Source organism: Streptomyces sp. STR69, assembly GCF_024519455.1.
Lineage (GTDB): Bacteria > Actinomycetota > Actinomycetes > Streptomycetales > Streptomycetaceae > Streptomyces.
Genome location: NZ_JALJRY010000041.1, coordinates 35,125 through 58,029 on the forward strand (window position 1 = coordinate 35,125; position 22,905 = coordinate 58,029).

General features: G+C 69.6%; 21 protein-coding genes. 6 read left to right on the forward strand and 15 right to left on the reverse strand.

All coding sequences use genetic code 11. The features are described from left to right. Positions 1-116 precede the first annotated feature (116 nt). Complete coding sequence (locus tag OC490_RS44740) at positions 117-1,052, reverse strand: LysR family transcriptional regulator (RefSeq protein WP_262063819.1); 936 nt, start codon at positions 1,050-1,052, stop codon at positions 117-119. Positions 1,053-1,081: 29 nt separating this feature from the next. Beyond that, entirely contained in the window at positions 1,082-2,425 is a 1,344-nt protein-coding gene (locus OC490_RS44745; RefSeq protein WP_262063820.1) for a PLP-dependent aminotransferase family protein, read from the reverse strand. A gap of 154 nt (positions 2,426-2,579) precedes the next feature. Between OC490_RS44745 and OC490_RS44750 the strand changes: the two genes are divergently transcribed. Continuing rightward, positions 2,580-3,227: a LysE family translocator gene (locus OC490_RS44750; RefSeq protein WP_262063821.1), complete on the forward strand. Its 648-nt coding sequence runs from the start codon at positions 2,580-2,582 to the stop codon at positions 3,225-3,227. A 24-nt stretch (positions 3,228-3,251) separates the two neighbouring features. Here the strand turns inward: OC490_RS44750 and OC490_RS44755 are convergent, their stop codons facing one another. Continuing rightward, positions 3,252-4,430, reverse strand: a complete 1,179-nt coding sequence (locus OC490_RS44755; RefSeq protein ID WP_262063822.1) for a cytochrome P450 family protein — start codon at positions 4,428-4,430, stop codon at positions 3,252-3,254. 155 nt (positions 4,431-4,585) lie between these two features. Further along, a complete protein-coding gene (locus OC490_RS44760) occupies positions 4,586-5,557 on the reverse strand; it encodes an MBL fold metallo-hydrolase (RefSeq protein ID WP_262063823.1) in 972 nt (323 codons plus the stop codon). A gap of 262 nt (positions 5,558-5,819) precedes the next feature. On the opposite strand from OC490_RS44760, the gene fabG reads away from it, so the two are divergent. Then, positions 5,820-6,524 carry a 3-oxoacyl-ACP reductase FabG gene (gene fabG / locus OC490_RS44765; protein ID WP_262063824.1) on the forward strand — a complete coding sequence of 235 codons (705 nt, stop codon included), beginning with the start codon at positions 5,820-5,822 and terminating at the stop codon, positions 6,522-6,524. A gap of 85 nt (positions 6,525-6,609) precedes the next feature. Next, on the forward strand, positions 6,610-6,933 hold the full coding sequence (locus OC490_RS44770) for a hypothetical protein (RefSeq protein ID WP_262063825.1): 324 nt from the start codon (positions 6,610-6,612) through the stop codon (positions 6,931-6,933). Between the two features lie 164 nt (positions 6,934-7,097). On the opposite strand, the gene OC490_RS44775 is transcribed toward OC490_RS44770, so the two are convergent. From OC490_RS44775 to OC490_RS44785, 3 genes are read right to left on the reverse strand one after another with little or no spacing between them, the layout of a single operon-like run. Continuing rightward, positions 7,098-7,382 (reverse strand): hypothetical protein, encoded by a 285-nt coding sequence (locus tag OC490_RS44775; RefSeq protein ID WP_262063826.1) that lies wholly within the window; start codon positions 7,380-7,382, stop codon positions 7,098-7,100. 43 nt (positions 7,383-7,425) lie between these two features. Then, complete coding sequence (locus OC490_RS44780) at positions 7,426-9,816, reverse strand: FtsX-like permease family protein (RefSeq protein ID WP_262063827.1); 2,391 nt, start codon at positions 9,814-9,816, stop codon at positions 7,426-7,428. Next, entirely contained in the window at positions 9,813-10,505 is a 693-nt protein-coding gene (locus OC490_RS44785; RefSeq protein WP_262063828.1) for an ABC transporter ATP-binding protein, read from the reverse strand. The genes OC490_RS44780 and OC490_RS44785 overlap by 4 nt, the downstream gene beginning before the upstream one ends. Positions 10,506-10,751: 246 nt before the next feature. Here OC490_RS44785 and OC490_RS44790 point away from each other — a divergent pair, with 246 nt between their 5' ends. The 3 genes from OC490_RS44790 to OC490_RS44800 all read left to right on the forward strand — a co-directional run bounded on the left by OC490_RS44790 (position 10,752) and on the right by OC490_RS44800 (position 14,358). Continuing rightward, positions 10,752-12,074, forward strand: a complete 1,323-nt coding sequence (locus tag OC490_RS44790) for a sensor histidine kinase (protein WP_262063829.1) — start codon at positions 10,752-10,754, stop codon at positions 12,072-12,074. Further along, positions 12,059-12,751, forward strand: a complete 693-nt coding sequence (locus tag OC490_RS44795) for a response regulator (RefSeq protein ID WP_262063830.1) — start codon at positions 12,059-12,061, stop codon at positions 12,749-12,751. The genes OC490_RS44790 and OC490_RS44795 overlap by 16 nt, the downstream gene beginning before the upstream one ends. Before the next feature lie 629 nt (positions 12,752-13,380). Further along, on the forward strand, positions 13,381-14,358 hold the full coding sequence (locus tag OC490_RS44800) for an Lrp/AsnC family transcriptional regulator (protein WP_262063831.1): 978 nt from the start codon (positions 13,381-13,383) through the stop codon (positions 14,356-14,358). A gap of 53 nt (positions 14,359-14,411) precedes the next feature. Here the strand turns inward: OC490_RS44800 and OC490_RS44805 are convergent, their stop codons facing one another. The 8 genes from OC490_RS44805 to OC490_RS44840 all read right to left on the reverse strand — a co-directional run bounded on the left by OC490_RS44805 (position 14,412) and on the right by OC490_RS44840 (position 22,905). Further along, on the reverse strand, positions 14,412-15,926 hold the full coding sequence (locus OC490_RS44805) for a GMC family oxidoreductase (RefSeq protein ID WP_262063832.1): 1,515 nt from the start codon (positions 15,924-15,926) through the stop codon (positions 14,412-14,414). A gap of 114 nt (positions 15,927-16,040) precedes the next feature. After that, on the reverse strand, positions 16,041-17,432 hold the full coding sequence (locus OC490_RS44810; RefSeq protein ID WP_262063833.1) for an aldehyde dehydrogenase family protein: 1,392 nt from the start codon (positions 17,430-17,432) through the stop codon (positions 16,041-16,043). Beyond that, complete coding sequence (locus OC490_RS44815; RefSeq protein WP_262063834.1) at positions 17,432-18,532, reverse strand: phenazine antibiotic biosynthesis protein; 1,101 nt, start codon at positions 18,530-18,532, stop codon at positions 17,432-17,434. Before OC490_RS44815 ends, OC490_RS44810 begins: the two co-directional genes overlap by 1 nt. Before the next feature lie 51 nt (positions 18,533-18,583). After that, on the reverse strand, positions 18,584-19,222 hold the full coding sequence (phzG, locus tag OC490_RS44820; RefSeq protein WP_262063835.1) for a phenazine biosynthesis FMN-dependent oxidase PhzG: 639 nt from the start codon (positions 19,220-19,222) through the stop codon (positions 18,584-18,586). Positions 19,223-19,236: 14 nt separating this feature from the next. Beyond that, the gene (locus OC490_RS44825; protein WP_315986733.1) at positions 19,237-20,058 is read right to left on the reverse strand and encodes a PhzF family phenazine biosynthesis isomerase; all 822 of its coding nucleotides are present in this window, start codon (positions 20,056-20,058) and stop codon (positions 19,237-19,239) included. An 11-nt stretch (positions 20,059-20,069) separates the two neighbouring features. Beyond that, positions 20,070-20,423, reverse strand: coding sequence for a hypothetical protein (locus OC490_RS44830; protein WP_262063837.1), 354 nt, complete (start codon positions 20,421-20,423; stop codon positions 20,070-20,072). After that, positions 20,420-22,285, reverse strand: a complete 1,866-nt coding sequence (locus tag OC490_RS44835; protein WP_262063838.1) for an anthranilate synthase family protein — start codon at positions 22,283-22,285, stop codon at positions 20,420-20,422. Before OC490_RS44835 ends, OC490_RS44830 begins: the two co-directional genes overlap by 4 nt. Next, positions 22,282-22,905, reverse strand: a complete 624-nt coding sequence (locus OC490_RS44840; protein WP_262063839.1) for an isochorismatase family protein — start codon at positions 22,903-22,905, stop codon at positions 22,282-22,284. The genes OC490_RS44835 and OC490_RS44840 overlap by 4 nt, the downstream gene beginning before the upstream one ends.

Sequence of the window (22,905 nt, forward strand, 5' to 3'; positions counted from 1 at the left end):
GGTGCCCTTCCCTCTTACCGGACGGGGGCCGGGTGGCGGGAAGTCCGCAGGGGCAGAACCGGGGGCAGACTTACCGTCGTCGTGGGCGTGCGCGATCTTCGGCGGGCGGGCCCGGGTCAGCGCGGAATCACCCAGCCCGGTGCCCAGGTCCCGGCGGTGTCCTGGCCGGCCGTCGTGGCGGCGAGGTGGGCGCGGAGGACGGGCAGCGCCGGGTGGGGGTTGTCGCGGTGCCAGAGGAGCGAGTGCGGGTACACGGGCGTCGGGCCGGTCACCGGGATACGGCGCAGGTCGTGGCCGGCGGGCCAGACGAGGCGGGTCCGCGCGGTCGTGAGGGTCGCCAGGGCCGGGGTCTCGGCGACCGTGTCGAGGAGCGCGTCGGAGCCGAAGTTGGGGCCGGTCGCCTCGATGGTGAGGCCGAACTCGGCGACGAGGTCGTCGTAGTAGGCGGTCCACTCGGTTCCGGGAGCGAGGCCGGGCATCCAGATCCGGTGCCCGGTGAGCTGGGCGAGGGTCACCGAGCGGGCGTTCGCCAGGGCGTGGGCGGGGCCGGTGAGGAGCTGGTGCGGCTCGTCGAGCACCCGGACGGACTCGATGTCCTCGGGCAGGGGGCGGCCCGGCATGGCGACGGCGCGGAAGGACGCGTCGATCGCACCGGACCTGATGGCGGCGACGGCCGTCTCGACGTCGGACAGCATCACCACGTCGAGGTCGATCTCGGGGTGCGCCCGGTGGAAGTCGCGCATCAGGGCCGACGGTGCGACGCGCGAGGCGATCACGTCGACGCGCAGCGGACGGCGGCCGGGGCGCACGGACGCGCCCGCGCGCTCGGCGACGCGCAGCAGCTCGCGGGCGTGGGGCAGGAACGCCTGCCCGTCGATGGTGAGCTCGGCACCGCGCGGGGCACGGGTGAACAGCCTCACGCCGAGGGCGCGTTCCAGCGCGGCGACGCGTTTGGAGACGGCCTGCTGGCTGATCGACAGGTCGGCGGCGGCTTTCTGGAACTGGCCCGCCTCCGCGACGGCGACGAAGGTACGTACTGCTTCGAGATCCACGGCGACCCACCTTAGGGAACACCACCACGTCAGTCGGTGACGAGGTCCTCCGGTGTCGAGCGGGCCAGTTCGGCGAGGGTGCCGAGTGCCCGGGAGAGGGTCTCCGGGTCGGGGGTGGCGAGGCCGAGGCGGACGGCGTTGGGGGAGTGGTTGCGGCCGACGGTGAACGCGGCGGCCGGTACGACCCCGATGCCGTGCCGTGCGGCCGCCGCGACGAAGGTGTCCGCGCGCCACGGGCGGGGCAGCTGCCACCAGCAGTGGAAGGAGCGGGGATCGCTCCGCACGGCGAACCCGGCGAGCTGCCGGGCCGCGATCCCCTGCCGTACCGCCGCTTCCCGCTGTTTGGCGGCCACCAGCGCCTTCACCGTGCCGTCCTGCTGCCAGCGGTGGGCCACCTCCAGGGCGAACCGCCCCGGGGCGCAGCCGCCGGAGCGCAGGGCCGAGACGATCACGCCCGTCAGGGCGCCGGGTGCCACCGTGAACCCGAGGGTCAGACCGGGGGCGACGCGCTTGGACAGGCTGTCGATCAGGACCGTCTGCTCGGGGGCGTACGCGGCGAGGGGCGGCAGTTCGTCGCGGAGGAAGGCCCAGATGGTGTCCTCGACCGCGGGGATCCCCAGCCCGAGCAGTACCTCGGCCAGCCGCTCGACGCGCTCGGCGGGCATGGTGAGCGACAGCGGGTTGTGCAGCCTCGGCTGGACGTAGACGGCGTGCAGCGGGGCGGCGGCGTGCGCCTCCTCGACGGCCTCCGGGACGAGCCCCGCGTCGTCCATGGCCAGCGGCACGAGGGTGATGCCGAGCCGGGCGGCGACGGCCTTGACGACCGGGTACGTCAGCTCCTCCACGCCGAGCCGGGCACCCGGCGGTACCAGGGCGGTGACGACGGCCGAGATCGCCTGCCGTCCGTTGCCCGCGAAGAGGATCCGCGCCGGGTCCGGGCGCCAGTCGCCGCGGGCGAGCGTGTCGGCGGCGGACTCCCGGGCGGCCGGGAAGCCGGAGGTGCCGACCGGCCGCAGGGCGGACCGGAGGGCGTCGGGCCGCAGCAGACCGGCGAGACCCTCGGCGAGGAGCGCGCTCTGCTCGGGGACGACCGGGTAGTTGAGCTCCAGGTCGATGCGGCGGCCGTCGGCGGGTTCGGTGAGCGCGGAGCCGGAGAGGTCGGCGGACATCGCGCGGACGAAGGTGCCGCGGCCCACCTCGCCCACCGTCAGGCCCCGGCGGGCCAGTTCCCGGTACACGCGCGTGGCGGTGGAGTTGGCGATGCCGTGCCGCCGGGCGAACTCGCGCTGCGGGGGGAGCCGGTCACCCGGGCGGAGGGCGCCGGACCTGATCTCCCCGGCCACGGTGTCGGCGACGGTCTGGTAATCCTGCACGGCTCTCCGCTCTCCCGCCCTTCTCGATCGAGCATCCATCCAATCATGGCATTGCACCGAGTGCAATATCTGCATTGCATCGAGGCATTGGTCTGGAATACGCTCCGAGCGGCGGCCGAGGGATGCCAACGCACCGACAGCACAAGGGGTATTCATGGTCGAACCGAGCGGTGTACTCGGCGTGACGGCGGTGGCTCTGGGCATGGTGCTCACCCCCGGCCCGAACATGATCTATCTCGTCTCCCGCAGCATCACCCAGGGCAGGCGCGCCGGGATGGTCTCCCTCGGCGGGGTGGCACTCGGCTTCATGGTGTATCTGCTCGCCGCGAACCTGGGCCTGTCGGTCTTCTTCGTCGCCGTGCCCGAGCTGTACTTCGCGGTGAAGCTCGCGGGTGCCGGGTACCTCGCCTACCTGGCCTGGAGCGCCCTGAAGCCGGGCGGTGTCTCCGTCTTCGCCCCGCAGGACGTACCGCACGACTCACCGCGCAAGCTGTTCACCATGGGCCTGATGACGAACCTGCTCAACCCGAAGATCGCCATCATGTACCTCTCGCTCATCCCCCAGTTCATCGACCTGGACAAGGGGCACGTCCTTCTCCAGGGCCTCGTCCTCGGCTCGGTCCAGATCGTGGTCAGCATCGCGGTCAACCTCGCCATCGTCCTGGCGGCCGGGGCGATCGCCGTCTTCCTCGAACGCCGCCCCTCCTGGCTCAAGGCGCAGCGCTACGCGATGGGCACGGTCCTCGGCGCCCTCGCCGTCTCCCTCGCCGTCGACAACTCGGGCCCGGCCAGGGCGAGCTGACTCCACGTCGGGCAAGCACTCGCGTCACACGACGACCGGCAGGGACGTGAGGCCGCGCGTCAACCGCGTGTGCCGCCACTCCAGTTGTTCCACGGGAAGTGCCAGTCGTACGTCGGGGAAGCGGGCGAAGACGGCCCGGAGCGCCAGTTCGCCCTCGGCCCGCGCGAGCGGTGCCCCCAGGCAGCGGTGGATGCCGTGGCCGAAGGCGAGGTGCCCGGTGGCACCGCGGTCGAGGTCGAGCCGGTCCGGGCCGGGGAATCGGGAGGGGTCGCGGTTGGCGGCGCCGGGCGCGATGAGCACCGGAACGCCGGCGGGGATGTCGGTCCCGCCGAGCGTGAACGCTTCGGTGCTGTAGCGGAACGTGGCGATCCCCACCGGCGAGTCGAAGCGCAGCAACTCCTCAAGGGCGGTGCCGAACAGCTCCGGCTCGGCCTTCAACCGGGCCAGGGACTCCGGGTGTTGGAGCAGTGCCAGGGCCGCGTTGCCGATGAAGTTGGTGGTGGTCTCATGGCCGGCCACGAGCAACAGCACGGCGAGCGACACGAGTTCGTCCTCGGTCAGTCGGTCCTGGCCGTCGCGTACCGCGATGAGATCGTCGAGCAGACTCTCGCCGGGGGAGGCGCGCCTGGCGGCGACGAGGTCGGTCATGTAGGTGCCGACGGCCTGCGAGGCGGCGTCGATCCGCCGGGGATCTCCCGCGGCGAACAGTTCGCCGGACCACGCGTGCACACGCTCGCGGTCGGCCTCGGGCACCGCCAGCATCTCGCAGATGACCGTGACCGGCAGCGGTACGGCGAGGCCGGCGACGAGGTCCACCGGTCCGTGTTCCGGCCAGGCGTCGAGCAGTTCGTCGACAAGGCCGGCGATGCAGGGGCGCAGCCGTGCGACGGCTCCGGTACTGAACGCCTTTGTCACCAGGGCCCGTAGCCGCGCGTGCTCCGGGGGATCGGTGGCCAGCATGTTCTGGGAGACGGCCGGATGGAGGTCGCGGTCGGACAGCCGGCCGGCGAAGAACCGCGCGGTGTTCTTGGAGAGCCGGGGGTCGGTGAACGCCTCCCGGGCCTCCGCGTGGCCCGTGACCAGATAGCTGAAGCGCCCTCCGGAACCGGTGGGCACCTTCTGCACCGGCGCCGAATTCCGCAGCCGGGCGTAGGTCGGGTAGGGGTCGGCGAAGAACCGGGGGTCCTGCAACGGGTCGGTCACGCTGGCGGGTCCGTTCCTGCGGGCGGCAGTTCGTCGGCGACGCTACCGGCGATCCGCCGCGCGTGGGCGACGAGGCTTCCGCCCGCGGTCCCCGGGGGTGGTCCTGGTTGCACCGGAGGAGGCCCGATTGTCCAACCCCGTATGCCAGTTGGGGATCAGGCGGGCGCCGCCGTGTCCGACGCGCGCTGCCAGGCGATCCGGGCGGCGAGTGCGAACGGTTCGACGAGGCTCGGGCGTGAACGGTCCTCGTTGAGGTGGCGGAACTCCGTGGACAGGGTGATGGCCAGCCGCTCCGGCAGGCCGAGACCCGGATAGCGGTCCTCGTCGATGAGGACGCGGGCCGCCTCGATCGGGGTCTTCCCCTGACCGTGCAACAGGAGCGCCTGGTCGGACAGGTCGTCCAAGTACGCGATGTACGTGCGCAGTTCGTCGGGTGTCAGCAGCGGGCCGTGGCCCGGCACGATCCACTCGGGATCGAAGGCCAGGATGCGTTCGCCCGCCGCCGAGACCTGGTCGAGCGGGCCGGCCCAGTGACAGGGATGGTCACCGGAGAAGACGATGTCGCCCGCGAACACGACCCGCTGCTCGGGGAGATGGACGACCAGGTCGCCCATGGTGTGGGCGGGGCCCACCTCGTGCAGTTCGACGGGTATCCGAGCGACCGTCAGATCGTGGCGACCGCTGAACGTCGCGGTGGGCGGCAGGACTTGTATGTCCGAGAAGTCGAACTTCCCGAAGTGGCGGCGGAAGTACCAGCCCAGCGGCTGGTCCGGATCGCTGTCCCGCACCAGCGCGTGCAGTTGCTGAGGTGTCGGCTCCACGCACTGGTGCTCAAGTGCCGCGTCCGTCGCGAGTATCTCGCTGCCGGCGAGGCACTGATTGCCCCAGGTGTGGTCGCCGTTGGCGTGCGTGGCCACCACGGTGTTCGGCACGATGTCGCCCGTCACGCGGCGGGCCGCGGCGAGAAAGGCCTCGGTCAGCGCCGGGGTGTACGGCGTGTCCACGATGAGGGCCTCGCCGTCCGAGTGGACCAGCCCGCAGTTGGCCAGACCCCATGTGTCCACGCCGTTGGGGGCCCACATGTGCACGCCGGCCGCGATCTCGTGGAGTTGGGTCGAATCAGTCATGGGGACGCATTCTTCCCGGGCCGGACTTCAAGCGGCAACGGGGCGTTGCGGGGGCTCGAACACGAGAAAATGGCGGCTTTGTGCACTCTTTATCCCCCTCAGCATTAGGCATCTGCACATGCTGAGGCTTCCTGCACGCGTCCATGTCGAGGATGGTTGATCAAGCGACAACAAGCGGAGGTTTCATGAGCTGCCACCCCTGATCGACCGCATCCGTCAGAAGCCCGCCCCACGGCGAACCAAGAGACCGGAAAGGCATTCTGTGTCCCGTTCAGTCCTGATCACCGGGGGCAGCCGCGGTATCGGCCTGGCCGTCGCGCGTCGTATGGCAGCCGCCGGTGACCGCGTCGCGGTGACCTATCGGACGGGCGAGCCGCCGGAGGGTCTGCTCGCGGTTCGGTGCGACATCACCGACGCCGATCAGGTCGACGTCGCCTTCGAGCACGTCGAGGCGGAGCACGGACCGGTCGAGGTGTTGATATCCAACGCGGGAATCGTCAGGGACCAGCTGCTGCTGCGCATGTCCGAAGAGGATTTCACCGCGGTCGTCGACACCAACCTGACCGGCGCCTTCCGCGTCGTCAAACGAGCCACCCGGGGAATGCTCCGCGCCAGGAAGGGCCGCGTCGTGTTCATCTCCTCCGCCGTCGCCCTGAGGGGCGAGAGCGGACAGGCCAACTACGCGGCGTCCAAAGCGGGGTTGATCGGATTCGCCCGCTCGATGGCGAGGGAACTCGGCGCTCGCGGGATCACCTTCAACGTGGTCGCACCCGGTCTCACCGAGACCTCGATGAGTGAGAACCTCACGGAAGAACAACGCACGCAATTGACCGGCCAGATCCCCCTCGGCCGTCTCGCCAGGCCCGAGGAGGTCGCCGCGGCCGTCGCGTTCCTGGCCTCCGGTGGTGCCGGATACATCACCGGCGCCGTCGTTCCGGTCGACGGGGGAGCGGGGCTCGGGCACTAGGACCCGTTCGGCGGGCGGGTCGGGTATGCGTCAAGTGCTCTCCGTCAGCTGTTCCTTCTTCACCCACCGCCAAGGAGTTTTGCGTATGCGCGGGCCGACTGCGCCGAATATGTATCAATTAACCATTGACGACTTCACCGATGAGGACGTTGCTGAATTCCACCGTCTGATGGGCGAGTTGCTCAGCAAGTGCGCGTCGGTAGGACAGCAGCACGCACCGGAAGGAACATGGGTTCCGTCCACTGTCGGCCTCTTCGAGCAGATGGCCGAGTCCATGCAGCTGGTCGCCGAGGTCTCGCGCGCGCTCAACGACACCCGGGCCGGCATCCGCCGGGTCGGCGGCAGGGCGCGTCAGCGGTTGTACGAGCGCGCCAGCAGCAGTCGCGAGGGCCCTGCCGAACTGGCCTGAGCGGCATCACAGACCACTTTCGGAAGTGCTCCGGCCTTTTCTCGCGAAGCCCGGACGCCACCGAGAGCGAGAGACCCGGGCGGGAGTCGGTCGGCAGCAGGGGAGCCGACCGGCCTCCGCCCGTTTTCCCGTGCCGTCTCCAAGGCCGGGCGGGTGTGCACCGGTCAGGCCTTGTCGTAGTGGCCGAGGAAGTGTGGGCCGCCGTTCTCCACGCGGTGCAGGAAGAGGCCGTCGACCCAGTGGAACTGATCGGTCGACGCCTCGAAGCGGATGGTCTTGGCCAGCCCCTTGTAGGTGGACGCGCGGAGCCCGTGCACCACGGCACCCCGTTCGACCCCGGCCGTGCCCAGCGCGCGCAGCCCCTGGGCGACGAAGAGCAGGGCGTCGCAGGCCTCCACGGCGAAGGGTTCGACGGTGCGTACCCCGAAGCGTTTCCGGTACGACGTCACGAAGCGTGCCGCGGTGGAGAGTCCCAGGGCGCGCGCTGACCGCCTACTCCGTGCGAAGCGCCGTCGCCGTACGGGCCTTGGCCGCCCAGCCGGCCGGGAGCAGCGCGCCCAGCACGGCTATCGCGACGCCGGCCAGCCCCAGCAGCACCAGTTGAGGAGCGTCGTACACATCGAGGATCGCCGGCGGCAGATTCGTGCCCGCCGCGTGCCCCATCACCGGCAGCACGAAGCCGTGCAGCGCGAACCCGAGAGGTACCCCGACCAGTCCGCCGAGCACGCCGATCCCGGCCACCGAGGCGAGTACGAGGCTCACGGTCTGCCGCGGCGACATACCGAGTGCCTTGCAGACGCCCAGGTCGTGGACTCGTTCACGGGTGTCGAGGACGACGGAGTTGAGCACACCGAGGCCCGCCACGGAGACCAGCATGAGGGTGAGCAGCACCGCGATCGTATTCAGGACGAGGATCATGTTCTCCTGCTGCGAGGCGGAGTTGGCGATGGCGTCGCCGCCCAATGGCTCCACCGCCGTATGCAGCTTCTCGGCGTACGCGGCGGGGGAGACGCCCGGCTTCACCTCGATCTGGAAGACCTGGGGCTCTGCCCCGGCGAAACTGGCGAGGTCCGCGTGGATCGACAGGCCGTCGTTCGACGTGTCGAAGGCCTCGCCGACGATCTTCAGGGTCCGAGTGTCCTTCCCGAGGGTCACCCGGACCGTGTCGCCGATCTTGGTGTCGGTCCGTTCCAGGAAACCTGTGGGTACGACGGCCTGCCCCGCGCCGGTGATCCAGTGCCCGGAGATCATCTCGTAGCTGCCGGGACGTGAATCGCCCTGGTAGAGGGTGGCCTGGACCGAGCCGGAGATCCCCACCACGGTCACGTCGTCCTTGGCCATGCCGTAGTACGAAGCCGTGCCGGCCTGCGCTTCGATGGCGGCGCGGACCTTCGCCGGGTCGGCCGACGGAGGACTGCCGCTTCCTTCCCCGGGGTGCATGTGGCGAACTCCGCCTCCGGCGCCACCCGGAACGGTCGGCCCGCCGACGACGGCGGTGACCGCCGCGCGGTCCTCGGGATCCGACGCGCTGCCGACCGCGTTCAGGGACGAGGTCAGCCCCACCGCGAAGGTCGCCGCGACCGTGCCGAAGGCCACCGCGAGCAGCATCGCGACCGTACGGACCGGATGCGCGAAGGGGCTGGCGAGGCCGTAGCTCACCGCCCGCGGCAGCGGCAGCCGCCCGGCCGCCCGGTGCGCCCACTGGCCGCGCCCGGTGCGGGGTGCCCGGCCGATCGCGATGGCCTCGACCGTGCGCAGCCTCCCGGCCCGCAGCGCGGGGACCAGCGCCGCGATCGCGACGATCAGCAGCGCGACGGCCGGCACGACGACGTCCACCCACCAGGCCACCGTCAGCGAGGCGGAGCCGTACACCTGCTCGGTGTCCTTCAGCAGCGGAAGGGCCAGCACATTGCCCAGCCCGACCCCGAGGGCGATACCGGCGCCGGCCGGGATCAGCGCCTGGGCCACATACGCCCGTACGACCTCGCGCGGGGTGAAGCCGATGGCCTTGAGGATGCCGATCCTGCGCAGGCCGGCGCCGACCGCGCCGCTGATCACGCTGCTGATGATGATCACGGACATCACGATGCCGAGGACGCCGAAGGCCACCATGAACGGGATGGTCGCCGCCGCGCCCGTGTCGGCGGCACGCTTGGTGTCCAGGTAGGACTGGGTGCCCATCAAGGCCCCGGACGGTACGGCGGCGGTGAGCTTCTTGCGGTCGGCGGAGATCTGCGCCTTGGTCCCCGCGGAGTCGAAGCGGTAGAGCATCTGACTCGTGACCGGTGTGTCCTTCGAGGCCAGCGCACCGACCTGCCCCGGGGTCGCCCAGGCATCGGCGGTCTGGCCGGCCGACACCGCGAAGCCGACGACCTTCAGGGTCGGGCTGTCGGCGGCGTCCGAAGCCTTCAGGGTGGAACCGACCTTGAGGAAGGGGCTCTTGAACGACGCGGAGAGAACGACCTCGCCCGGCTTCGCGGCCCACCGGCCGGACTGCAGGTCCAGGTCGTCCACGTCGCCGTGCGGACCGGACCGCCCGACCAGACTCAGGTCCGGCAGGTGCCCGCCGTCCGGATCGACCGGACTGATGGTCGTCGACGGATACGGCCCCGCGCTCGCGGTGACGCCGTCCAGCCGCCCCGTCGCCCTCAGCTGCGCCGCACTCACCTTGGCCGGATCGAACTGCGCGGTGATGTGCGGACCGTGCTGCTTCGCGAAGGCGTGGTCGAAGGGGGCGTTCGAGGCGACGATGAGCGATCCGGCGATCACGGCCGCGGCGACCGCCATCATGGTGGCCACGGCGATCACCACCGTCTGCACCCGGCGCCGTCCCACCCCGGAACGTACGACCCGGCCGAGCGCGCCGGTGCCGAAGAGGTTCATCGGACGGCCTCCGCACGCGTGTCGAGGGAGAGATGGCCGTCCACCAGGTGAATGGTGCGGCTCGCACACGCCTGAGCCAGCGCCATGTCGTGCGTGACCAGTACGAGGGTCTGCCCGCCGCGGTGCAGTTCCAGCAGCAGCTCCCGTACGTCGTGGCCCGAGGCGGTGTCGAGCGCGCCGGTCGGTTCGTCGGCGAGCAGCAGCGCCGGCCGGTTGACCAGCGCCCGGGCGACCGCGACCCGCTGGCGCTCGCCGCCGGACAGCCGGCCCGGGTAGGCGCGGGCGTGCCTGGTCATGCCCAGCAGCTCCATGAGCTCGTCGGCGCGGCCCGCCGCCTTGCGCCGCGGGGTCCCGGCCAGCTGGGCGGGAAGCTGGATGTTGTCGGCGACGGTGAGGTCGTCGAGCAGATTGAAGAACTGGAAGACCATGCCGATCCGCTCGTGGCGGAACCGGGCCAGCGCGTGCTCGCTCAACCGGTCGATCCGCTGCCCGGCCACGGTCACCGCGCCTTCGGTCGGCTTGTCGAGGCCGGCGACCAGGTTCAGCAGCGTGGACTTGCCGCTGCCGGAGGGACCGGTCACGGCGAGCGCCTCGCCCTGGGCGACGCTGACGTCCAGCGGTCCGAGCGCGGGCGCACCGGCGCTGTCGTAGCGCTTCGCCACGCCCGCCAGTTCGATCACGTGAGTCATGGGTGTGGTCCGTCCTTGCGGTCGAGAGGGAGGTGGTCGGAGAGACGGCCGAGAGGGAGATGTCTGTGTCGGCCCAGCGAAGGTAGGGCCGTGGCTCTGTGGGGCGCGTCGGCCGCGGCACCGACATCCGGGCCTCCCTGCGAAGGAGGTGCCCGCGGCCTCATCCCTGCGAAGTACGCCTGAGGGACGGCGACTTGGCCGCGCAGGAGGACGCGGAAGGGGGCGCGGGGACCGCACAATGAGCCGGTGGAGACGGAGGGCCGGCAAGGCTGGCGTCGGCAACTGCGCGACGCGCTGCGGTCGGAGGCGGAGGATGCCCCGCGGTCGCGGCGGGCCGTGCGCGCCGATGTGGTGCTGGCGGTCCTGCTGACCGTTCTCGCGCTGGTCGTGGCGTCGCGCTATCCCGGCGACGGGCCGGTTCGGGTCAGCTCGAAGGTCGAGTCCGGGTATGCCCGGGACAGCCTGCCGGTCCCGCGCCCGCCCGTGCCCCCCGTACCGGGTTCGCGGGTCGTGGAGGGCGAACCCTCCGCCCCGGCCTGGCCGCTGGTCGTCCTGTCCGCGCTGCCGCTGGCGGCCCGGCGCAGGTATCCGCTGGCCACGTTCGGGGTGGTGCTGGGCGCGACGGCGGTCATCGGCGACGCCGCCTCCTGGATCAACGTGCTGACCTGCGTCATCGGCGCCTACAGCGCCACCATGTACAGCCGTCACCGGGCGCGGGCGACGGCTGGGCTGGTCGTCGCCGCCGTGCTGGTCGGCTTTGCGTTCCGGGGTACGGATCCGGTGTTCCCGGGATGGTCGACCCCAGCGGTCGTGCTGCTGGTCGCCGGGGTGCTGGCCAGCACCGTCCGCTTCTGGCAGCGGCGGCTGGCGGCCAGCCGGGACCGGTACACACGGCTGCAGCAGGTCCAGGAGGAGAGCATGCGCCGGGCCGTCGAGGAGGAGCGGGCCCGGATCGCCGCCGAACTGCACGACGTCGTGACCCACAATGTGAGCGTGATGGTCATCCAGGCGGGCGCGGCACGCAAGGTGATGGACGCGGCGCCGGAGCGGTCGAAGCAGGCCCTGCTGGCGGTCGAGGCCGGCGGCCGGGCCGCGATGGCCGAACTGCGGCATGTGATGGGCCTGTTGGCCGCCCCGGACACCGGCCGCCCCGACAGCCCCGCCGACGGCCTCGAACCGCAGCCCGGCCTCGGGCAGCTCGACGCCCTGATCGAGCGGGTACGTGCCGCCGGGACACCGGTCGGCATCGCGATGTCGCTGCCGCCCGACCCGCTGCCGCCCGGGGTGGACCTCGCGGCGTACCGCGTTGTACAGGAGGCACTGACCAACACCATCAAACACGCGCCCGGCGCCGATGCCTCCGTCACCGTCGGATACACCGGAGACTCACTGGAGATCGAGATCACCGACACCGGAGCCGCCCGCGACGCCCCTCGGCCGGACGGCAACGGCCGCGGGCTGATCGGACTGAGGGAACGGCTTGCGGTCTACGGCGGCGAACTCACGGCCGGTCCGACCCTCGCCGGTGGCTACCGGGTCAAGGCCCGAGTCCCGTGGCGGACGGCGTGAACCGGCCGGCGCTGCGCGCCGTCATCGCCGACGACCAGGCCCTCGTCCGCACCGGCTTCGGAATGATCCTCGCCGCGGACGGCATCGAGGTGACGGCCGAGGCGGCCGACGGAGCCGAGGCGCTCGCCGCGGTCCGGCGCACCCGGCCCGACGTCGTGCTCATGGACATCCGGATGCCACAGATGGACGGCATAGAAGCGACCAGGCGGATCCTCGCCGACGGCCCGGACGGCACCAGGGTCATCATCCTGACCACGTACGACCTCGACCACTACGTCTACGCGGCGCTCACCGCCGGCGCCAGCGGCTTCCTGCTCAAGGACGTCAGCCCCGAGCATCTCGTCGCCGCCGTACGCCTGGTGCAGTCCGGCGACGCCCTGCTCGCCCCCGCGATCACCCGCCGTCTGATCGAACGCTTCGCCCAGCGCGAGGAGGACCGGCCGGCCGGTCTCCACCGCGACCTGTCCGGCCTGACCCCGCGCGAACTGGAGGTGCTCCGCCTGCTCGCGACGGGCCTGAGCAACGCCGAACTCGCGGACCGCCTGCTCCTCAGCCCCACCACCATCAAGACCCACATCGGCCGCATCCTGTCCAAGCTGGATCTCCGCGATCGCGTCCAGGCCGTCGTCCTCGCGTACGAGACGGGACTTGTCTCCCCGGGAGGCGGGGGCTCCTAGCCGCGCTCGCCGACCGGGACCGGCGCGCTGAAGGACGGGGCCGCTCCACCGCTGCCACCTGCAGATACTTCCGCCGTACACACGGAGAGCGAGAACCTGTGTACACTCGTCCGAAGACTGGGCCCAGTGGATTCCGCCGACCAAATCCTGGCAATAAGTCAGGAAAACGGCGAGTTGCTCTTGACGTATTGATATCCACTTCGTGGAGATGGTCATGGTCCGTAGTGGTTCAGGAGCTGGTCGGGGGGCTGGTGTAGTGGCAGCGGCTGCATGCGATATTGCCGAATCGTTCGGCCTTGATCGCTTGGAATGCCAGGACGTGATGCCGGTACTCGGCGGACGCGTATTCCTCAGACCACGATTGCGGACTCCATGCTCGCGCGCCACGGCCGGCAAAGCGTGACCGATCACGAGAACTGGCTGACCACCATGATCGAACGGAACGTGCCGGGGCTTTGGTGATGAAGATCGCCGTCGCCCACAGTCAAGTCCATTGACAAGGTCCTGTCCCAGGCTATCGGGGGAAAACTGGTGCTGCAAACCTTGCTGAGCAAACCGTGCTGAGCGTCCATGGGCCTAAACGGCCAGTGGGCGATTTTTCTGAGCCAACGGTCCCAACAATAGATGAATTGGACCACTGTATCATTCATGCCCTGCGTATCGACGGTCGGGCGCCATTCAGCCGGATCGCCGAGGTTCTGGGCGTCTCCACACAAACAGTCGCCCGTCGTTACGGGCGGCTGAGCAGTGAGCTGTCGCTTCGCGTTGTCGGGGTGGCGAATCCGCGGCAATCGTCGGCCGGGAAATGGATTCTGAGGCTCACGGCCAGCCCGAACACCGCTCAGAGTGTCGCGTACAGCCTGGCTCGGCGGGACGACACGACCTGGGTGCGGCTCGTGTCAGGCGGAACCGAAATATGTTTCGTCATGAATTCCGCGGCGCACCATACGCTGCTGTTCCGCGAGATCCCTCGTGTGGCCAACATCGCCGAGGTGTCGGCGCACCGCCTGCTGCACAACTATCTGGGCGGTCCCACCGCATGGCAGGGGCACACCAGCGCTCTCACCAAGGAGCAGCAGGAACAGCTGCGCCGAGGACTCGACTCGTCGGATGAAGCTGACGAGCCCAAGCGCTCATCCCTGACCCAGGCGGACTGGCAGCTGCTGGCCGCGTTGCAGAACAACGGCCGCATCAGCTACACGGACCTCGCCGCCGAGACCGGCCAGTCCTCCTCGACCATTACGCGGCGACTCGCCGCTTTGCAGGCCAGCGGCATGCTCACCTTCGACGTCGAGATCAGCGCGGAGGTGTACGGCATCACCACGCAAGCCCTGCTGTGGATGTCCGTCGCCCCCGCGCACCTGAACCAGGTGGCGAACACCCTGATCCAACACAAGGAACTGGCCTTCCTGGCCTCCACCACCGGCCCGACCAACCTGGTGGCCCTGGTCCTGTGCAAGAGTCCCAGTGAACTGCATGACTATCTGGCCGACAGTCTCAGCATGCTGGACTCCATCCGCATGATCGAAACAAGTCCTGTCCAGAGGACCCTCAAATCCTGCAGTCCCTTCCTGCACAGCAGCCCCAGACGCAGTGATTCGGCCTGATGCGGGCTCCCTGGCTGAACTCCTGCCGAGTTCAGCCAGGGGAAGCACGGCTGTCAGTCGTCGTAGACGAGGTGGGCGATGCGTTCGGCGAGCATGATCGTGGTCAGGTTGGTGACGCTGGAGGGCACGTACGGGATGATCGAGGCGTCCACGACACGCAGGGCGGCGAGTCCGTGCACGGCTCCGCGGGAGTCGACGACGGCCTGAGGCGAGTCGGCGGCACCCATGGGGGCGGTGGAGGTGGGGTGACCGTAGATGGAGAGGCTGGATTCGATCACCCGCGTCAGTTCCTCGGCGTCGTCGGGCAGTTCGCGCGGCATCAGAAGCCCGGCGAGCGACGGCGCGAGTGCCGGGTCACGGGCCAGATCACGGGCGATTCGTACGCCTTCGAGCATGCGTCGGCGGTCGCGGTCGGTGCCGAGGTAGTTGTGGTCGATCAAGGGCTGGGCAAGCGGATCGCGGCCGGCGAGGCGCACCGTGCCCTGCGCCTCGGGGAGCACGAGAGCCGTGGAGAGGGCGATGACGCCGCCGGCGGGCATGAACGGAGCGCCGTTGGGATGCACGGCGACGACGTTCAGGTCGAGTTCACCGTCCGCGGCCTCGCTGGAGGCGGTCCACAGCAGTGCGCCGAGGGCCGGAGCCATCTCCCCTCGCCCCGGGGCGAGGGCATAGACCGCGGGGCAGAAAGGGTGGTCTTGCAGGTGTTGTCCGACGGGTAGGTCGGCGAGGGGCTCGATGCCGAGCGCCGCCAGTTCGCCGGCGGGGCCGATGCCGGAGCGCAGCAGGATCGCCGCGCTTCCGTAGGTCCCGGCAGAGAGGATCACCTCGTCGGCGTTGTGCACGGTCCCGTCGGCGGTGACCGCTCCGGTCGCCTTGCCACCGTGGAACAGGATCCGGTCGACGGTGACGGCACCGTGCACGCTGAGATTCGGGCGGGCGCGCACCTCAGGGGTGAGGTAGACCAGTGCGGTGTTCTGTCGGACCCCATCGAGGACGTTGACCGCGAAGGCTCCGACGCCGTCCTGCTCGGTACCGTTGAAGTCGGCGATCCGCTTGTGGCCACGGGCGACCGCGGCGTCGATGAAGGCACGATGCGCGGGGGTCAGATCGGAGTCGGCCAGTTGGCGCACGGGCATCGGCCCGCTTCGCCCGTGAAACTCGTCCTGGCCGGTGGGGGTGTTCTCCAGGGCACGGAAGTACGGCAGGACGTCGCTGAAGCTCCAGTCGTCGAGCCCGTTCTCGGCCCAGCGGGCGAAGTCGCGGGCGCGGGCGCGGAGGGCGGCGCCGGCGTTGACGGCGGAACTCCCGCCGATCACCTTGCCGCGCAGAGTGGCGATCTCGGGGCTCAGTCGCCCGCCCCGTGAGGTGTATCCCCAGTCGTGATCGAGATCGGCTATGCGGTTGGCGTCGAGCAGCGCGGTGGGGAACTGGGTGGGGCCGTAGTCCGGCCCGGCCTCAAGCAGCACGACGCGCCGGGCGGGGTTCGCGCTCAGGCGCGCGGCGAGCACCGCGCCGGCCGACCCGCCGCCGACGATCAGGACGTCGGCCGGTTCCACGGAGTGGGACAAGGTAGGACCCTTTCGATCTCGTTGGAGTTGGAGGAAGCGTCCCGGTGGCGAGCCGCCGCGGGCGACATCGGAACCGCGCTCACGGTGCGAACGTGAGCGTCGCCGGAACCACTTTCAGTGGCGGCCGACAGACACGGGGAGTCCGTTCCGGACAACGCCCTTGTTCCGCATGAGGAAGTCGGCGAGGTAGCCGTCGTGCGGTACCGACGGGTCCATCCAGTAGGTGGGCCGGCTTCCCAGGTACAGGTTGCTGATGGTCGGCTCGTCGAGCAGGCGGTCGATGAGCTGGGTGTCGTGGGTCATCGCGTTGAGCACGAGCGTGTTCTTCAGCGGGTCCGTACCGGCCTCGGGTGTCCACGGCGCGATCCACACACAAGGGAACGGCAGTTCCACACCTGCTTGCGGAGCGGCCGGATCGTCGAGTTGGTGGACGGCCGGCAGCAACGCGGCGCTCCCGTCCCCGAGTTCGCCCACGACGCCGTCGCCGCCGAGCCAGGGCCGGGCGCCCGCTGCTTTCTTCAGCAGGTACGTTTCGATCGCCTTGGCGACCGCGACCGGCTGTACGGGGAGTACGGCCTTGTCGTCCTCGGGCGGCAGGGGGGTCGCGGTGGACAACCGCGCAGCGACCGCCTCGGCCAGCGGAGTCGGGTCGCCCTCCACAAAGACGGCTGTCGTGTTCACACATCCGGTCCCGCCGTGGCCGCTCACGGATGCGACGATCACGTCCAGGTGGTCGCGCCAGTCCACGTCCGCCGTGATGAGGATCTTCGACCGACCCGGCCCCTGCGGCAGCACCGTCGCGGCCTCGCCGTACTTGCGGGTCACCTCCTCGCCGCCGTACACCATCCCCAGGTCGGCGCCGCGCAGAATGGCGTCGGCACCGGCGTGGTCGGTGGGCAGGAGCACCACCTGATCGTCGGCGAATCCCGCGCTCCGCAGTGCCGTCACAAGCCGGTGCGGGGTGAAGGGATCGCGGCTCGACGGGCGGACCGCGACGCGGTAGCCCAGCGCCAGTGCCTCCGGCCAGATGCTGTGGGTGCCGGGATGGTTGCCCGCGGCGTGCACGGCGAACACGTCTCCGCGCCGTGTCCACACCGAACGGCCGGTCCGTGTCAGCGGATCGCGCCAGTTGTCGACCGCCCCCCGCGGACGCGCGTACTGGACGCTCGCATGAGCTTTCGCCACCCGCTCGGCGACCGTGGCGGTCGCCGTGACGACGGAGGAGATCGGGACTCCACCGACTCTGCTGACAGCGTGTTGATACTCCTCGACGGTCAGGCCGTCGATCGTCGCGGTCGCGAAGAGCTCGGCCGCACGGATCATCGCGTCGGCCCGTTCGTCGGCCGGCATGCCGCTGCCCCGGCGCAGCGCCGCCATGGTGCGGTTGACATACAACGGCGGCACGAGGCTCAGTTCCGCGAGGGCAGTGCCTGCCACATCGGTGACCGTCTGTATGTTCCTGGAGCGGTAGGCACCCGTTGCACCGAGCGCGGGCAGGTCGATCATCAGTAGACCCCCTCGATGACGTCCTCGTCCTCGAAGACCGCGACCGTGGAGATGTCGGCGACCGAGTCCCCGACCAGGCCGTTCACCTGAGGAATCCGCGTGGCGAGGTCACGTTCCAGGTTGCCGGGCAGCAGGAAGGACTTGCTGACGTGGTTGACCAGCACCCGGCCCCGCTCTCCGTAGGGCACCGGCTCAAGGCTCTTCGGATCTACGACCGTGAAGGTCACGTAGGGGGAGAACGAGTCGAAGACACACGGACCGTCGACGGATATCCCGGCACGCTCGCCCGCGACCCCGATGATCATCGTGCTTCCGTACTCGCCGCACAGCGCGACCTCGGGGAACACCTCGGTCTTGAAGAGGTGCCGGGAGTCGGCGTCCATCTGAGTGCCTCCCCACCTGATGCACTTCACCCGCTCGTTCACCAGGGCGACCAACTTCTCGTCCCTGGACAGCCGTTCCAGCAGCGGGGGCGTGATGGTGAGCAGGCCGATGTCCTGCGTCCGCAGGACGTCGGCGGCCTGGTCGATGAGGTGCCGGCCGTAGGCGTCGACCTGCCCGAACTGACCGTCGGCGATGAGCCGCTTCACCCAGCGCGGATCGAGGTCGATCGTGAAGCCGTGGCGGCCGTGCGTCACGGCGTGCTGCCGGAACAGGGTGCCCACGACGTGCGGTCCGGTCGGGATGATTCCGAGCCAGTTCCCTCCGCGCGGCACACCGTGGCGGTCCAGGTTCGCGTTGCTCCAGCTCACCATGCGATCGAGCCAGTCCCGCATCAGAACGACCCGCTTCGGGGCGCCGGTGGTGCCGCCGCTTTCGAAGAACCCGATCACGTCGGGCTGATTTCCGTATCCCCCGGGAATCAGGTCCTCGCCACGGACGTCACGAAGCTCCGCGGCCATGTTCGGGAAGAGCCGGAGGTCTTCGTACGACTTGATATCGGCTCGCGGATCGAAGCCGAGACCGGCGGCTCGGTCCAGCCAGAACCTGCAGCCGGTCTCGGGATTGAAGTGCCACTCCATGGCGGCGCGGATGAACTCGTCCGGATCGGGCTGGACGTCGAATGGAAGATCCAGAATCTGTTCTGCGGTAAAGGGCATTGTCTCTCCCTCATGGAAAGGGTCGGGTGTATCCGGGCACTGGAGTGGGGATTACGGCTGCAGTCGGCTCGTACGCCACTCAAGCGAGTCGCGGTCATAGCGCAGCCTGCGGTGCAGCCGGTCCGAGCTCGCGCTCCAGAATTCGACGACGGCGGGCTGCAGCCGGTAGCCGACGAAGAACTCCGGCCGGGGCTGGGGCGACCCGGTCAGTTCCAGGCTGCGTGCCCTGGCGCGCAGAGCCTCGACGTCCTCCAGTGGCTCACTCTGCCGGGTGACCGTCGACATGGCGTGCAACGGAATCGCCCGGGCGGACCACAGGGCGTCCGACTCGGCGTCGGGCAGCAGCACGACTGGACCGGAGAGAATGATCTGCTGACCGGTCTCTCTCCAGTACAGCAAACCCGACGCCCACCCCGTAGCAGCGAGTTCGCGTCCTTTCTGGCTGCACGTGTGGCTGGTGAACACCAGACCGAGGTCGGTGACCTCGGTGATGGCGACCACCCGGTTGGAGGCACGGCCGCGGGCGTCCGCAGTGGCCAGCGCCAGCGCGGTGGGCTCGCGGACTCCGCTTTCCCGTGCCTCGGAAATCCAGCTGCGCACCAGCTGGAGAGGATCCGACGGCGGCTCGTCGTACTCGGGGAAGGGGAGGTCGACCTTCCCGCTGAGGGACTCGAATTCACTTGCGTCCATGAAAGACTCCCCCGTTAGACATTGATTGTTCCCTCGGCGACCGCGACAGCGTGCCCGCCGACGTGCACCGAGTGAATTGACTCGCCGACCCCCTCGGCGGTCGCCCTCATGACCGACGCGCGTCCCATTTCCACGCCCTGGGTAATTCTGATTTCCTGCCCGTATTCGGCGAACCCGTGTCTGGCCAGGTGAATCGCGAGAGGCCCGGCAGCGGAACCGGTCGCCGCGTCCTCGACCACACCGTAGGCGGGGGAGAACATCCGCGTTCGCCAACCCCCGTCCGCCTCGGCGAAGCAGTTGGCGGCCATATCGGGGAAGCGCGAGAGGGCGCGATGATCCGGGTGGAGAGCGGAAAGCGCCCCAACGTCGCTCAACCCCACGAACACGTGCCGCGGCCCGTTGCGGTAGATCTCGACCGGGGCCGTCGATGACCCGACCCCGAGTGCGGCCAGGAGGTCCGTGGCGAGATCGTAGGGCTTCCAACTGGGAACCGGCTGTTCCATCTGGACCCACGCGGCGCCGTCGCGGGTACCCAGCTCGAACGGGATGACCCCCATCGCGGTCTCCAGCCGCAGCCTGTCGCGTCCCCAGGTCCGACCGAGTGCGAAGGCCGTGCCGAGCATCGGGTGCCCGGCGAACGGCAGTTCGTTCACCGGGGTGAAGATCCTGATCCGTGCGTCGCCGTCCTGCTCGGCCGGCAGCACGAAGGTGACCTCGGAGAGGTTCATCTCCTTCGCGATGCGCTGCATCGTCTCACCGGTCAGATCCTCGCTGTCGAAGAAGACGGCGACCGGGTTGCCCAGCAGCGGCTCGCTGGCAAAGGCGTCTACGACCATGTATCGGTGCATTACCCGCGCTCCAGGGCTTGTGCCGGTACCGAGGGCCCGGCGGAGAAGGCGAGGCCGTGCGAGTCGATCCCCTCGGCCACCGCTGCGACGTCGAAGGCGGTGCGGTGGTCGGGTGCGTACCCGATCAGCTCGGCCGCCCGGTTGGGGGGCAGCTGCTGATCTGCCGGAACGTCCGAGTCCCACCACATGACCGCGCCCCAACGGCCGCGTTCACGGTCGGCGATCCACAGCTTCAGGCGCAGTCCCTTGACCTCGTGCCACGGCTCGACGGAGCCGTCACGAAGATCCTTCTCCAGGGATTCGACGGTCTGGTGGGACCTGGCCAGGTCCCACCAGACGACATCCACTCTCATCGGCCGAGCACCCCCTGTATCGCCTCTCGGATGATGCGCGGGCCGTCGACGGTGAGCACCGACTCGGCGTGGAACTGAACCGAGGCGAAGCCCGGCCCGCGTAGCGCGTTCACCTCGCCGGTCTCCTGGTCTCGGCTCACCTCGACCACGCCGATCCCGTCGACGGTTCGCTTGCTCACCGCGCTGTGCGCGGCGAACGTGTTGTAGAAGCCCACTCGTTCGCGCACGCCGAACAGTTCGATCTCACGCTGTACGCCCTGGTTGGGTACCTCGCGGCGGTGCAGGTCGAAGCCGAGCTTCGTGCTGAGCACCTGATGGCTCAGGCACACGGCCAGCATCGGCCGGCGACCCGCCAGCGCGGTGTCGATCGACTGCCGCAGCTTGGCGATCTTGGAGTGGGAGGTCATCCGCGGATCTCCCGGACCGGGACCGAAGACCGTCAGGTCGTAGGCCGCCACGTCGTACGGCTCGTCGAAGCGGCGGACCTTCACGGACAACCCCAGTGACCGCAACTGCTGGTCGAGCATCGCGGTGAAGGTGTCCTCCGCGTCCACGACCAGTGCCGTCATGCCGTCCAGCGAGGCCCCGGCCGACGGGTGGTCGCCCTTGTCCCGGAGCCAGAAGCCCGCGATCCCCTCGTTGCGGCGCTCCAGGGCGGCGCGGACCTCCGGGTTGGCCGCGTAGCCGGATGAACGGTCGGACTTGAGCGCGTTGAGCAGGGTCGCCAGCTTGCTGTGGGTCTCGGCGGCCTCGGCCATCGGGTCGGAGTGGCGCACCAGTGTGGCCCCCACGGAAATGTTCATCCGGCCGCCGGGATCGATGTCGGCCGTCCGGATCAGGATCGCCGAGTCGAGTGTCTGCTGTCCGGCCGCGTCCCGTCCGATCAGCGCGGCGACCCCGCTGTAATAGCCGCGTCCTTTCGGCTCGTGGCGCGAGATGACCTTGGCGGCGCTCTCCAGCGGGCTTCCCGTGACGGTCGGGGCGAACATCGTCTCGTGCAGGACCTCCCGCACATCGCGGCTGGTCCTGCCTTCGATCAGGTATTCGGTGTGCGCCAGCCGCGCCATTTCCTTCAGGTACGGCCCGTGGACGCGCCCCCCGTCATCGCACAGCCGGGCCATCATCTTCAGTTCCTCGTCGAGGACCATGTAGAGCTCGTCGGTCTCCTTGACGTCGGCGAGGAACTCCATGACCCCCTGCAAGGTGGGGCCGCCGGACGGATACCGGTACGTGCCGCTGATCGGGTTCATGACGGCTGTGCCGCCGGCGAGCGAGATATGGCGCTCCGGTGTCGCACCGACGAGGGTGTTGCGGCCGGTGTGGATGATGAAGGTCCAGTAGGCCTTCTCCTCGCGCTCCAACAGCCGCCGGAAGAACGACAGGGCGCTGCTCAGGGAGTAGTCGCCGATGTCCGCGACGAACGAGCGCTTCATCACGAAGTTGGCGCCCTCGCCGGTGCCGATCTCCTCGGTGACGATCTGACGCACCATCTGCGCATAGGCGGTGTCGTCCACGTCGAAGTGACCGTCGGCCAATTCTGTCGGGACCTGCGGGAAGCGGGCGAGCGCTGTGGCGACCGGCACGGTGTCGCGAGCGGTGAGGCTCATCGCGAGCAGGGGCGTGCCGTCGTCCCGCGCGGCGAAGCCGCGGTCGGCCAGCTGCCGGTAGGGGACGAGCACCAACGTGTCGAGCGCGGGACCCGGCCCGGAGTCGTCCGCCAACGGGATGTCGTCCAGCGACTTGTACTCGGTCACCCGGCCGGTCAGGATGTCCAGCCTGCCGGGGGAGCCGCTTTCGGGACGGTGGATGATCGCGAAGGCGGGTAGTTCCAGCGCGAGAACCTGCTCAAGCAGTGCGCTCATGCGAGCACGTCCTCGGTTCGGACCACCATGGCGCAGCACCGTGTCGCGTATTCGAGGGCCATCCTGTGGCGGTCCTCGGAGAAGTCGCCGAGCGCGTCGGCGACCAGGAAGGGCTGGATGTCGTTGGAGAACGCTTCCAAAGCAGTCGACAGCACACCGATATGCGCGTAGACACCGCAAATGATCAACTGGTCACGCCGTTGCGCGCGCATGCGCTGCAGCAGCTCCGACCCGAAGAACGCGCTGTAGCGCCATTTCGTGCTCATCCAGTCGTCCGCGTCGGGTTCGAGTTCGGGAACGACCGCGCGTTCGGTCTCGTCCGTGCGCATGCCGGGGCCCCAGAAGTCCTTCAGGAGCCCGCGTTGCCGGTCCGTCATCCCGCCGGGCTGGGCGGTGTAGGCCACCGGCACCCCCAGCGTTCCGCAGCGCTTCTTGAGGTCGGCGATGTTACTCACCAATTCGCTGCGCATGCCGTCCTCAAAGGGCTTGAGGAAATAGCTCTGCATATCGTGGATGAGGAGCACCGCCCGATCCGGGTCGACGGTCCAGCGCACGGTGTTTTCCGGCAGCGCATCCCTCGGCGGCAGTCGGTAAGGCGCGATCGGCGGTATTCCCGTCAT